The sequence below is a fragment of the Burkholderia sp. ZZQ-2 genome, assembly GCF_050768715.1.
Taxonomy (GTDB): Bacteria; Pseudomonadota; Gammaproteobacteria; order Burkholderiales; family Burkholderiaceae; genus Burkholderia; species Burkholderia cepacia.
Window position 1 is genome coordinate 32,329 of sequence record NZ_LDVA01000388.1, and the last position, 13,323, is coordinate 45,651.

At 61.7% G+C, this 13,323-nt stretch carries 5 protein-coding genes and 1 tRNA gene; 3 read left to right on the plus strand and 3 right to left on the minus strand.

The annotated features are described in order from the left end of the window. Nucleotides 1-88: 88 nt before the first annotated feature. Nucleotides 89-496 (minus strand): helix-turn-helix domain-containing protein, encoded by a 408-nt coding sequence (locus ABY44_RS40730; protein WP_011546970.1) that lies wholly within the window; start codon nt 494-496, stop codon nt 89-91. 675 nt (nt 497-1,171) lie between these two features. On the opposite strand from ABY44_RS40730, the gene ABY44_RS40735 reads away from it, so the two are divergent. Continuing rightward, nucleotides 1,172-2,365 carry an AAA family ATPase gene (locus tag ABY44_RS40735; protein ID WP_012339444.1) on the plus strand — a complete coding sequence of 398 codons (1,194 nt, stop codon included), beginning with the start codon at nt 1,172-1,174 and terminating at the stop codon, nt 2,363-2,365. 43 nt (nt 2,366-2,408) lie between these two features. On the opposite strand, the gene ABY44_RS40740 is transcribed toward ABY44_RS40735, so the two are convergent. Then, nucleotides 2,409-2,533: transfer RNA gene (locus ABY44_RS40740), tRNA-OTHER, on the minus strand. Nucleotides 2,534-2,720: 187 nt separating this feature from the next. After that, nucleotides 2,721-3,206 carry a helix-turn-helix domain-containing protein gene (locus ABY44_RS40745; protein WP_011546968.1) on the minus strand — a complete coding sequence of 162 codons (486 nt, stop codon included), beginning with the start codon at nt 3,204-3,206 and terminating at the stop codon, nt 2,721-2,723. Nucleotides 3,207-3,735: 529 nt separating this feature from the next. Between ABY44_RS40745 and ABY44_RS40750 the strand changes: the two genes are divergently transcribed. Together ABY44_RS40750 and ABY44_RS40755 are read left to right on the plus strand one after the other, a co-directional pair. Further along, entirely contained in the window at nt 3,736-4,638 is a 903-nt protein-coding gene (locus ABY44_RS40750) for a hypothetical protein (protein WP_060067870.1), read from the plus strand. Between the two features lie 1,213 nt (nt 4,639-5,851). Further along, nucleotides 5,852-13,323, plus strand: a 7,472-nt coding sequence (locus ABY44_RS40755) for an ESPR-type extended signal peptide-containing protein (protein ID WP_431643647.1), incomplete at its 3' end; no start/stop codon positions are given.

Sequence of the window (13,323 nt, forward strand, 5' to 3'; positions counted from 1 at the left end):
CATACTGAAAACTCTCACGTGCTCAGTGCGGCATTGCTGGGTACACACGGCGGGGGGACTCGAAAGGGTCTTTCTCGCCGTTTCTCGTTTACATGGGCTCCTCCGTGGTAACCGGGGCGTCGCTATCTGCGACCGCCTTCAATATCGACGAAAGACATCTGAGTTGGGTTGCAGACAGCATGGGGACTGCTGCCAGAATTTCGCTTCCCTCTTGCGGCCAATCCGGTGGTGCTCGATGGTCCACATAGGATTGGAGGCCATGAGCAAACGCCAACCGATGCAATTGCCGCCGCTCCTCCTCTGTCGCATCGATAGCATCCAGCAGACGGTTTATCACCTCCGACGACGGAGGATTCCGGCGGCCAGTCTCAAGGGACGCGAGGTACGAGGGGTCCATGCCACTTCGATGAGCGACAGTCTTCTGCCGCTGCCCGCTGCGACGGCGGATTGCAGTGAGGTAGTCAGCGAACGATATCTGCGTTCGTGCAACGAGCATAAATGAACTCGCTTTTGACAATTTCGAATACGTTATCTCAGCGACTATTCGACGTCAAACACCAAAATAAATACTACAATTCAAAAAAATATCTGTTTTTTTATCCACCGGAATCCACTCACCTTTATAAATGTGGAACAGATATATTTACCTACACTTTTCATCGAGAACCGTAACTACCGGCGCATCGAACCCGATGTCGCATGCACCTCCACGCCGAGCCTGTTCCTTCAATAGCACTGTATTTGGGGTACGACTGTCATGCGGCATCGCCAAGTGGAGTGTTGTCAAATTTCCACGTCGGGTTAGTCATAACCCGACAGCCGCATGATTACCCGTAGCCCTTACTTTTCGGGTTTACACGGCATGGCCAGTGCTTCGCGAAAGGCAATTTTCTGCAAATCGGCCTAGCCATCTTTGGCCTAGGTGCAGTATCGTTGGATAACACGGAAGTAACTCGTCAACACCACGTGACCTTCTCCATGGCTGCCATCAGTATTCGTTACTGGCATGAACTGATCCGTTCGGTCGGGATCGGCAGCCTTGCATTCGCACGCCCCGTGCGAAATTCGATGCGAACTGACTGCTGAGTTCTCAGCATCGGACCAAACCGCGACGAAGGCGGTTTGGATGTCGTGGCTACCAGGCCGCTACATCGCATTTGGAGAATCCGTCATGTCGGTATCGAAACAACATGCCGAATGTCCTGCGGGATTTGCCCCACTTGGTGATCTGTCAACGATCCAGTGTCGCGATTCGCGGCGACTACTCGTTCCACAGAGCACGCACGATGAGCTTGCTGCGATCCGAGAGATTCAGCGAATGGCCTCTGAGCCAACGCAATCGCCGGTACACTCCGAATCGAAACTCACGGCAAAGCCGATAGCAAACAAGCCTTCACGTCGGCCTAGGGCTCGGCGTGTCCAAATATTCTCGCCAGATGCACTTGAGCAAGCAAACGCTGCTCTGGACGGCGCCGACGCGAGTCAACAGCAGTGCGCACGACCGCTGCTTGAGAAGGCCGGCAGCAACGATGGCTGTCGAAAGCTTCCCGATATTCAAAAGGCACTGAAGAGACTTGACGTTGCGCGCGGGAGCTTCGCCAACCTGAGCGAGCCCATTGGAAAACTAATGGTCGATCTCGTGCTCGCAAGTGCCGTGCGCAGCAGAGAGTTTCGCGTTCGCCCCATTCTGCTCATGGGCGAACCCGGCGTTGGTAAAACGCATTTCGCGTCCAAGCTCGCGGAGGCGCTCGCGGTGCCAATGCGAAAGTGGTCCGCCGGAAGCGCTCAGGCAAGCTTCCAACTCGTGGGCGGGGACAGTGGATGGCGCCAAGCGCGACCCGGGGCGATATTCGAAGTCCTTGCCAAAGGGGATTCGGCAGCTCCGGTACTGATACTCGACGAAGTAGACAAGATCGGAAGCAGTAGCAACTACCCTGTCGTTCCTGTACTGCTAGACCTCCTCGAGGCAGATACAGCTGGAGCGTTCTACGACGCGTTCTTTCGCATGGAATTTGATGCAAGCCGAATAATCATTGTGCTCACGGCGAATGATCTTGACCGGGTGCCGCTCCCCCTTCTAAGTCGTGTCGAGGTGTTCGATATTCCGACACCGGATCCGGAACAGCGAATGCAGATCATCCTTGCGAAGATCGACCACTTGCAACGCTCCACAGGGAAGCACATACAACTCGAAGAAGGCGGAGCAACTGGCCTTGCGGAACGCACAGACCTGGATCTGCGCAAACTTCACCGCATTGTGATCGATGCGTTCGCGGTCGCGCTAGCGACGGGAAAATGTATTGCCACGCTGGCGCTACCACCCTCAGCTAAACGACAACCAATCGGGTTCACGTGTCACGGATAGACGGTTGCGGATCCTCTGCAATCTGCACCGCAGTGAAAGCAGGGAGCAGCGCCGGGAATTGAACCCGGATCTCCGACGCGGTACGATGGAGGCACCACCCAACCGTCGTACACCCACTCTCCGCGAGTGGTGCTAGCGTCGGCGCTCTATCCTTTGAGCTACGCTGCGGAAATGTTACGTATTACCACGCTGCGCGTGGCCGTCGCCACGCGCTTTTCAGAAAAGGGGCAGCACCGGGATTTGAACCCAGATCACTAATGCGTACGATGAAGGTACCACCCAGCCGTCGTACAACCACTGTCCGCGAGTGGCTCTGCATCAGCGCTCTATCCTCTTGAGCTATGCTGCGTATTGCTTATGCCTTCCCGCCTTTGACGATTGCCAAGGGCTTCTTACGCGTCAAGCGGTCGGTTTGTTCCTTCTGCCTCCGCTCACGCTCCGCGATCTTTTCTTCGGCGAAAGGCTTAGCTGCCTTGATCAAACCGCTCAAGTCATACTCGTTCGTGTCGTTGTCACCGACGCTCGTCGTGCGGTAAATACGTTTGATGAATCCAGCAGCCTCCATCGCCGCAATTCGCTTTTGTATTGTGCGTGGAGCTACACCGATTGCCCTCGCCAAAGTACCCTTAGACGGGCGTGCATGTTCTCCGGGCCTCCACCAGTAGCCAGCGAGGTGAATCAAAATATTGATATCGAGCGGGGTAAGGCCCAACGCCTGCTGACGCTCGAAAATGATGTTCGGGAAAGAAGTCCATCCCGCTTTCGCCAACGGCGCCGACCACTTGGCCGCAACACTCTTGTCTACTGCATTGGTTGCCTGCGGTTTTGTCGCGACACTCATTTGCTCCCCCCGACGTTCATTGCGTTGAGTTAAGTATCGCGACGGCGCATCGGTCTTGCAAGATCAGGAGAGCGAATACGGGACGCCCTAAGCATCTCCCCCCGCACGTAGTTTGCTGTGTACTGGGTCTCTTCATCTAATTGGGTGCATCTCATGAATCAGGTGTGTGTTTTGGGAGGCTCCCGGTTCCTCCCTGGGGCTGGCCCAAAGGCCGCCCGGTACAGTTCTCGAAAGCTTCCCCGCGAGAATGTGGAGCCTCCCCCTATCCAATCACATGGGCTCACCTTGTTGACTCTGTGACCTTTTTCGTCACGTCACCGGGAATCTAGGGGGTCTTGTGCGCGTGTGCAGTGGGCTTACCGAGAGGCCGGGCGCGACATTCACTACCGCACGGGAGCCCTCTCGCTCGCCTTAGATGTCAATCCGCTCGGCTTTAGCGACAAACGACACGTGCGCATGGCCGCTCGAAAATACGCAATTACGGAAGCTATGCAAGAATCTTTCGATCCGTAATCGCACAACAATAGCCATGAGTGACACGCTGCAGGAACAGCACGCAGCCGCAGATCACGCAATGCGCAACTGGACCTTCGAGAGGCAAGGTCCGGTCCGGATCGGTTCCGATGCGCACATGCAGATGTTCTGCCGCATGCTGCTCGACACACACAACCCGTACAAGCCGGCGGTCATCGACTGGCCGGCGCTCAAGCCCGCCGAGCTCAAGCGGCTCACGTCGCTGCCGATCTGGGACATCGCGGTGCAAACCGAAGGTCGTGCATCGATCCGCGTCGCGACCTATGCGGCGACGGTCGGCGATCCGCTGCTGCGCCGCGCGCTCGAGATGGACGGCGGCGAGGAAGCGCGCCACAAGGTCGTGCTGTCGAAGCTCGTCGAGGCATACGGCATCCGGCTCGCCCCCGAGCCGCCCTACCCGGCGCCGAAGGATCCCGAGTGGTCGTGGATGGTTACGGGCTTCAGCGAATGCATCGACAGCTTCTTCGCGTTCGGCCTGTTCCGCTCCGCGCAGCGCTCCGGGTATTTCCCGCCCGAACTCGTCGACACCTTCGAGCCCGTGATCCAGGAAGAAGGCCGCCACATCCTGTTCTTCGTGAACTGGTACGCGTGGTACTGGCGCAGCCTGCCGTGGTGGCGCCGGCCCTGGTTCTTCGCGCGGGTCGCGGCCGTGTGGGTGCATTTGATCCGCGAGCGCATCGGCATCGCGCGCGGGATCGACGCCGACGGCGTCGCACGCGACGCGAACTTCCCGGCGACGAACACCGCCGACATCGGCGAAGCGCTGAACCCGCGCGAGCTGATCGAACTGTGTCTCGCCGAGAACGATCGGCGGATGGCCGGTTACGACAAGCGCCTGCTGCGTCCGTTGTTCGTGCCGCGTATGGCACGGCTCGCGCTGCGGTTTCTCAAGAAGTAAGGCAACCGCGCCGGGCAAGGGCCCGGTTGCCCGGTCGAACATCCTGGCAACCGGGCCTCGGCCATCATCACGTCCGGGCCGGCTGCATGCCGGCCGGAGCCGGCCGGTGGCAATCGCATCGTCCGCATCCGGGCGCGCAGCAGCGCAATACGCTGTGATCAACGTATCCGTTCTGCTCCGTGCCCCGCGTCCCGTTCACACCTCGATGCGCGTTCGTCACACTTTGCATGGCGAGCCGCATCGCTCGGGCTGCCCGGCCCGCCGCCCGCTCGACGCCGCCACATCGCTACATCGCATGCGGTGTGAAACCTCACCGGCCTGCATCCACCTGCCAGATGTGGCGCCCTCGACACATTCGCTCACGCCGTTTTTTCTTCGGCGCTTCGAGGCGCGCGGACAAATTGTCACACCCAGGATTTGACAATTCAGGGGCGTCGGCCAGCGGCTTTAACAACCTGCCGCCAGCACGCGCAAACCGGTAGCGGGTAATGCCTCCCGGACGGGCTCGCCTCGTCGTCAAACCCCACACGAATGTCAACATCAACGAAATAGTCAATAGGACAAATTCGAAATACGAATGACGACAGCCCTGACCATCGCCCTGTAGCACTTTTTTACAAATTCGACGCGCCATCCCGCCCGGAACGCCCGTCACACGGGCCATCGCAGCGAACGAAATGCGCATATCAGCACAGCCCCGCATTCTTAATTTTGAATTAAATTGATTTAAATATAATCCAGTAAATCAATAAGAAATCGAAACTCAAATCTCGAATTAACAAATTAACGAGGTGGATATCCCATTATCGCAAAACACGCCGCCAAACATTACAAATTAGAAAGGAATGCCTCACTCGCAAACGTTTGCTATTTCACTTTCCTTACTTTTTCTCCAAAAGCATCTGTAACCTGCCGCACAAAACAAACATAACCCATTGATTTTTATAGATAAAATGCCGCACATGCCAAGGGAGCTCGATCCTACATTTTTCATTCTTACATCTTACAAATTCATTCCTCATTGACGCATCAAAACACGGCCTATTAACCATCCTTTAACTTTTCAAACCCGGTATTTATCACTTTTTAGCAATCTGAAAAATCCTCCTCCAATAAACTCCGCCCATCAATTTTGAGATTCGCGCGAGCGCACGGAGCATTCCTCTAACAAAAGAGACCGGTGTGTGGCGTGCACATTTGGAGGTAGCAGGACATGAACCGCACATACCGCTCGATCTGGAACGAAGCCCTCGGCGCCTGGGTCGCTGCATCCGAACACGATTCGGCACGGGGCAAGCCGAACAAGTCGGCTGTCATGGTCGCAGCCGTCGCGGCCCTGGCGATCAGCCTGCCCGGGCTCGCCGAGGCCAATACGATCAACACACAGCAGACCTGCCTTACGGGAAGCAACGGCGCGGTCGGCCGCGTGAACCCGGGTGGCACGCAAAACCAGGCCGGCGACGGCTCCGGTACGTACTCGGTCGTGGCCGGGTGTAACTCCAACGGCAACGGTTTCACGGGTGTCACGGTTTATGGCGCGTTTGCACAAGCAAACGGCAACGGCGCCGTCGCCATGGGTATCCAGTCATCTGCCGCCTTGTGGGGTGTGGCAACCGGCCTTGAAACGACCGCCAGCGGCATCGGCGCGACCGCCCTCGGCTTCGGCTCGACGGCAGCCGCGCTGAACTCCGTCGCAATCGGCGGCGCGGGCGGCAACGGTACGACGCCGCTGGCGCAGGCAAACTCGACCATCGCATCGGGTGCGGGCTCGATCGCAATCGGCAGCAACGCAACGAAGGGCGCGCAGTCGGCCGCTTCGGACAGCATCGCGGTCGGCGGCCAGTCATCCGTCGCATCGGCCGCCACGTCGGGGATCGCACTCGGCCGCGGTGCGACCGTCAACGGCGCGTACGGCATCGCTCAGGGCGACGGCATCGTCTCCGGCGCAACCGGCCAGAACGTCGCGATCGGTTCGTCGGGTACGACGGCCAACAGTGGTAGCGCGAACGGCGGCGCGGTGGCAATCGGCCGCGCGCAAACGGCCAGCGGCGACGGCGCGGTCGCGCTCGGCACCAGCAACTCGGCGAACGGCACGGGCGCGGTCGCGCTCGGCATCGGCAACTCGGCGAACGGCACCGGTGCGGTTGCGCTGGGCAGTGGCAACAGCGTGACGGGGACGGGTTCGGTCGGTATCGGCAGCGGCGCCAAGGCGACCTATGCGGGTTCGAGCGCAATCGGTGCCTCGTCGTATGCGGGCGGGACTTCGGCGCCTGCCTCCGCTTTCGGGAACGGGAGTTCCGCGACGGCGAACTATGCAACCGCGATCGGCGTCAACGCCAGCGCTGCCGGCGGCGGCAGCGTTGCGCTGGGCGTGGCCACTGCGAGTGCGCTCCAGAGCGTTGCAATCGGCCAGCAATCCAATGCTTCTCAAGCCGGCAACATTTCGATCGGCTCGTTTGCGACGGCCAGCGGCAACGGCAATGCGGTCGCGATGGGCTATCAATCGACCGCTTCCGCCGGCAACGCGATGGCGCTCGGCTACCTGTCGACGGCCAACGTTGCAAACTCCGTCGCCCTTGGCAACAACTCGGCGACGATTGGTGCGGCGGACACGGCGACGGGCGGCACCGGTTCGGTCAGCTCCGCCACGATCGGTGGCCAGACGTTCGGTAACTTTGCGGGCGCAAGCGCCGCCAACGGCGTCGTCAGCGTGGGTACGGCGGGCAACGAGCGTCGCATCCAGAACGTCGCAGCGGGTCTCGTCACGTCGACCAGCACCGATGCGATCAACGGTAGCCAGCTCTACTCGGTCGCGAGCACGACGACGTCGAGCATCACGAGCCTGTCGACGTCGGCTTCGACCGGCTTGTCGTCGGCGAATAGCTCGATCACGTCGCTCTCGACCTCCACGTCGACGGGTCTGTCGTCGGCCAACAGCTCGATCGGCTCGCTGTCGACCGGTCTCTCGTCGACGAACAGCTCGGTCACGTCGCTGTCGTCCTCCACGTCGACGGGGCTGTCGTCGGCCAACAGCTCGATCGGCTCGCTGTCGACCGGTCTCTCGTCGACGAACAGCTCGGTCACTTCGTTGTCGACCTCCACGTCGACGGGTCTGTCGTCGGCCAACAGCTCAATCGGTTCGCTCTCGACCGGCCTCTCGTCGACCAATAGCTCGGTCACTTCGCTGTCGTCCTCCACGTCGACGGGCCTGTCGTCGGCTACCAGCTCGATCGGCTCGCTCTCGACCGGCCTCTCGTCGACGAACAGCTCGGTCACCTCGCTGTCGTCCTCCACGTCGACGGGTCTGTCGTCGGCCAACAGCTCGATCGGTTCGCTCTCGACCGGTCTCTCGTCGACGAACAGCTCGGTCACTTCGCTTTCGTCCTCCACGTCGACCGGCCTCTCGTCGGCCACCAGCTCGATCGGTTCGCTCTCGACCGGTCTCTCGTCGACGAACAGCTCGGTCACCTCGCTGTCGTCCTCCACGTCGACGGGTCTGTCGTCGGCCAACAGCTCGATCGGTTCGCTCTCGACCGGCCTCTCGTCGACCAATAGCTCGGTCACCTCGCTGTCGTCCTCCACGTCGACGGGTCTCTCGTCGGCCAACAGCTCGATCGGTTCGCTCTCGACCGGCCTCTCGTCGACCAATAGCTCGGTCACCTCGCTGTCGTCCTCCACGTCGACCGGCCTGTCGTCGGCTAATAGCTCGATCACGTCCCTGTCGACTTCGACCTCGACTGGCTTGTCGTCGGCCACCAGTTCGATCGGTTCGCTCTCGACCGGCCTCTCGTCGACCAATAGCTCGGTCACCTCGCTGTCGTCCTCCACGTCGACTGGCCTCTCGTCGGCTAATAGCTCGATCACGTCCCTGTCGACGTCGACCTCGACCGGTCTGTCGTCGGCCACCAGCTCGATCGGCTCGCTCTCGACCGGCCTCTCGTCGACCAATAGCTCGGTCACCTCGCTGTCGTCCTCCACGTCGACTGGCCTCTCGTCGGCCAACAGTTCGATCACGTCGCTGTCGACGTCGACCTCGACTGGCTTGTCGTCGGCCACCAGTTCGATCGGCTCGCTCTCGACCGGTCTCTCGTCGACCAACAGCTCGATCACTTCGCTGTCGACGTCGACCTCGACCGGCCTGTCGTCGGCCAACAGCTCGATCGGTTCGCTGTCCACCGGCTTGAGCACGGTCTCGACGAAGACAGACAACCTCGGCAGCAGCACGGCCTCGGCACTTGGCGGTGGCTCGACGTATGACCCGACAACCGGCAAGGTCTCGGCGCCGTCGTACACCACATACAACGCGAACGGCACGACGTCGACCGCCAACAGCGTCGGCTCGGCAATCGACAGCATCAACAGCCAGGGCATCAAGTACTTCCACGCGAACTCGACCGGCGCCGACAGCACCGCGACGGGCACCGACGCCGTCGCCATCGGCAGCGGCGCCATCGCCAGCACGAACAATTCCGTCGCGCTGGGCGCCGGCTCGAAGGCCGACACCGCGGCCGTCGGCACGAGCAGCGCAACCGTCGACGGCGTCACGTTCGGCGGATTCGCAGGCACCAAGCCGGTTGGCACCGTTAGCGTCGGCAGCGCCAACAACGAGCGGCAAATCACCAATGTCGCCGCCGGCCAGGTAACGTCGACCAGTACCGACGCGATCAACGGTAGCCAGCTTTATTCCGTCGCCCAACAGGTCGGTACCGCGACCAGTGCCATTTCGTCGCTGTCGACTTCGACCTCGACGGGTCTGTCGTCGGCCAACAGCTCGATCACTTCGCTGTCGACTTCGACGTCGACCGGTCTGTCGTCGGCCAACAGTTCGATCACGTCGCTGTCGACTTCGACGTCGACCGGTCTGTCGTCGGCCAACAGCTCGATCACCTCGCTGTCGACTTCGACGTCGACCGGTCTGTCGTCGGCCAACAGCTCGATCACGTCGCTGTCGACCTCGACCTCGACGGGCTTGTCGTCGGCCAACAGCTCGATCACGTCGTTGTCGACTTCGACCTCAACCGGTCTGTCGTCGGCTAACAGCTCGATCACCTCGTTGTCGACCTCGACCTCGACGGGCTTGTCGTCGGCCAACAGCTCGATCACGTCGTTGTCGACCTCGACCTCGACGGGTCTGTCGTCGGCTAACAGCTCGATCACGTCGCTCTCGACTTCGACCTCGACGGGTCTGTCGTCGGCCAACAGTTCGATCACGTCCCTGTCGACTTCGACCTCGACCGGTTTGTCGTCGGCTAACAGCTCGATCACTTCGCTGTCGACGTCGACCTCGACGGGTCTGTCCTCGGCTAACAGCTCGATCACCTCGCTGTCGACGTCGACCTCGACCGGCCTCTCGTCGGCCAACAGCTCGATCACGTCGTTGTCCACGTCGACCTCGACGGGTCTGTCGTCGGCCAACAGTTCGATCACGTCCCTGTCGACTTCGACCTCGACCGGTTTGTCGTCGGCTAACAGCTCGATCACTTCGCTGTCGACTTCGACCTCGACGGGTCTGTCCTCGACTAACAGCTCGATCACCTCGCTGTCGACGTCGACCTCGACCGGCCTCTCGTCGGCCAACAGCTCGATCACTTCGTTGTCGACTTCGACCTCGACGGGCCTGTCGTCGGCCAACAGCTCGATCACTTCGCTCTCGACCTCGACCTCGACCGGTCTGTCGTCGGCTAACAGCTCGATCACTTCGCTCTCGACCTCGACCTCGACCGGTCTGTCGTCGGCTAACAGCTCGATCGATTCGCTGTCGACCTCGACCTCGACGGGTCTGTCGTCGGCTAACAGCTCGATCACTTCGCTCTCGACCTCGACCTCGACCGGTCTGTCGTCCGCGAATAGCTCGATCACGTCGCTGTCGACCTCGACCTCGACCGGTCTGTCGTCGGCTAACAGCTCGATCACCTCGCTGTCGACCTCGACCTCGACCGGTCTGTCGTCGGCTAACAGCTCGATCACCTCGCTGTCGACCTCGACCTCGACCGGTCTGTCGTCCGCGAATAGCTCGATCGATTCGCTGTCGACCTCGACCTCGACGGGCCTCTCGTCGGCTAACAGCTCGATCACTTCGCTGTCGACCTCGACGTCGACCGGTTTGTCGTCCGCGAATAGCTCGATCACCTCGTTGTCGACTTCGACCTCGACCGGCCTCTCGTCGGCCAACAGCTCGATCACTTCGCTCTCGACCTCGACCTCGACCGGCCTCTCGTCGGCGAATAGCTCGATCACGTCGCTGTCGACCTCGACCTCGACGGGTCTGTCGTCGGCTAACAGCTCGATCACTTCGCTCTCGACCTCGACCTCGACCGGTCTGTCGTCCGCGAATAGCTCGATCGATTCGCTGTCGACCTCGACCTCGACGGGCCTCTCTTCGGCTAACAGCTCGATCACTTCGCTCTCGACGTCGACCTCGACCGGCCTCTCGTCGGCCAACAGCTCGATCACTTCGCTGTCGACCTCGACCTCGACCGGCCTGTCGTCGGCCAATAGCTCGATCACGTCACTGTCGACCTCGACCTCGACGGGCCTCTCGTCGGCCAACAGCTCGATCGATTCGCTGTCGACCTCCACGTCGACGGGCTTGTCTTCGGCCAATAGCTCGATCACCTCGCTTTCGACATCGACCTCGACGGGTCTGTCGTCGGCCAATAGCTCGATCACGTCACTGTCGACCTCGACCTCGACGGGCCTCTCGTCGGCGAATAGCTCGATCACTTCGCTCTCGACGTCGACCTCGACGGGCCTGTCCTCGGCGAACAGCTCGATCACCTCGCTGTCCACGTCGACCTCGACCGGCATCAGTTCGCTGTCCACTGGCCTGAGCAGCACGAACAGCTCGGTGTCGTCGCTGTCGACCTCGACTTCGACGGGCCTGTCCTCGGCGAACAGCTCGATCAGCTCGCTGTCGACCTCCACGTCGACCGGCCTCTCCTCGGCCACCAGCTCGATCACGTCGTTGTCCACGTCGACCTCGACCGGCATCAGCTCGCTGTCCACCGGCCTGAGCAGCACGGACAGCACGATCCTGTCGCTGTCCACGTCGACGTCGACCGGCATCGGCTCGCTGTCCACCGGCCTGAGCAGCACGAACAGCTCGGTGTCGTCGCTGTCGACTTCGACCTCGACCGCGATCAACGCCGCGAAGACGCACTACTACAGCGTCAACGACAACGGCACGCAGCAGGCCAACTACGACAACACGGGCGCCACCGGCACCAACGCACTCGCCGCCGGCGTGAACGCCAGCGCGGCAGGCGCGAGCAGCGTGGCAGTCGGCGACGGTTCGAACGCGCAGTCGGCAGGCGCGGTCGCGATCGGCCAGAACGCATCGGCCACGGGCGGCAAGGCCGTGTCGATCGGCTCCGGCAACACGGCAACCGGCGACGGCGCAGTCGCGATCGGCGACCCGAGCATCGCGACGGGTACCGGCGCGGTCGCACTGGGCGCGAACGACACGGCGACCGGCAACGGCGCAGTGGCGCTCGGCAACGCGAACACCGCAACCGGTGCCAGCGCACTCGCCCTCGGCAGCTCGAACCAGGCCACCGCGGACAACACGATCGCGCTGGGCAACCAGTCGACGGCCAGCGCCGTCGGTGCGCAGGCCTACGGCTCGAGCGCCACGGCCAGCGCCGCCAACGCGCTCGCCCTGGGTTCGAACGCCACCGCGAACGTCGCCAACTCGATCGCACTCGGCGCCAACTCGGTCACGGCCGCGGCCGTCGGCACCTCCAGCGCCACGATCGGCGGCGTCACGTACTTCTTCGCGGGCAGCTCGCCGGTCGGCGTGGTGAGCGTCGGCGCACCGGGCCAGGAACGCCAGATCACGAACGTCGCTGCCGGCCGGATCTCGGCCACGAGCACGGACGCGATCAACGGCAGCCAGCTCAACGCGACGAACAACGCGGTCAACGCGCTGTCGACGTCCACCGCATCGAACGTCGCATCGCTGTCGACCGGCATCAACTCGCTGTCGACGGGCCTGAGCACGACGAACAGCAACGTGGCCTCGCTGTCCACGTCGACCTCGACCGCGATCAACTCGCTGTCGACCGGCCTGAGCACGACGAACAGCAACGTCAACTCGCTGTCGACGTCGACCTCGACGGGCCTCGGTTCGCTGTCCACCGGCCTGAGCACGACGAACAGCAACGTGGCCTCGCTGTCGACCGGCGTGACGAACATCAACAATCAGTTGAACCAGCTGTCGACGTCGATCAACAACAACACGACGCGCGCCGCCAACAACAACGGCATCGCGGCCGACATGAACGGCAAGGGCACCGACGTCCCGACCGTCACCGCGGGTTCGAACTCGGTGGCAATCGGCGCGAATTCGAACGACGGCGGTCGCTCGAACGTGGTGTCGGTCGGCAACGACCAGCAGCAGCGCCAGATCACGAACGTCGCGCCGGGTACGCAAGGCACCGACGCGGTGAACGTGAACCAGCTGACGCAGGTGCAGACGACGCTGTCGACGGCACTGTCGGGCCAGCAGGCGCAGATCAACTCGCTGGGTTCGCAACTGCAGCAGACCGACCAGATGGCGAAGCAGGGTATCGCGGCCGTCGGCGCGATGGCGTCGATCCCGCAGCTCGATCGCGACGCCAACTTCGGGATGGGTGTGGGCACGTCGACCTTCCTCGGCCAGAAGGCGATGGCGGTCAACATGCAGGC

Coding starts and splice junctions, on each gene's coding strand:
- ABY44_RS40735 (WP_012339444.1), top strand. CDS start 1,172: ATGTCGGTATCGAAACAACATGCCGAATGTCCTGCGGGATTTGCCCCA.
- ABY44_RS40750 (WP_060067870.1), top strand. CDS start 3,736: ATGAGTGACACGCTGCAGGAACAGCACGCAGCCGCAGATCACGCAATG.
- ABY44_RS40745 (WP_011546968.1), bottom strand. CDS start 3,206: ATGAGTGTCGCGACAAAACCGCAGGCAACCAATGCAGTAGACAAGAGT.
- ABY44_RS40730 (WP_011546970.1), bottom strand. CDS start 496: ATGCTCGTTGCACGAACGCAGATATCGTTCGCTGACTACCTCACTGCA.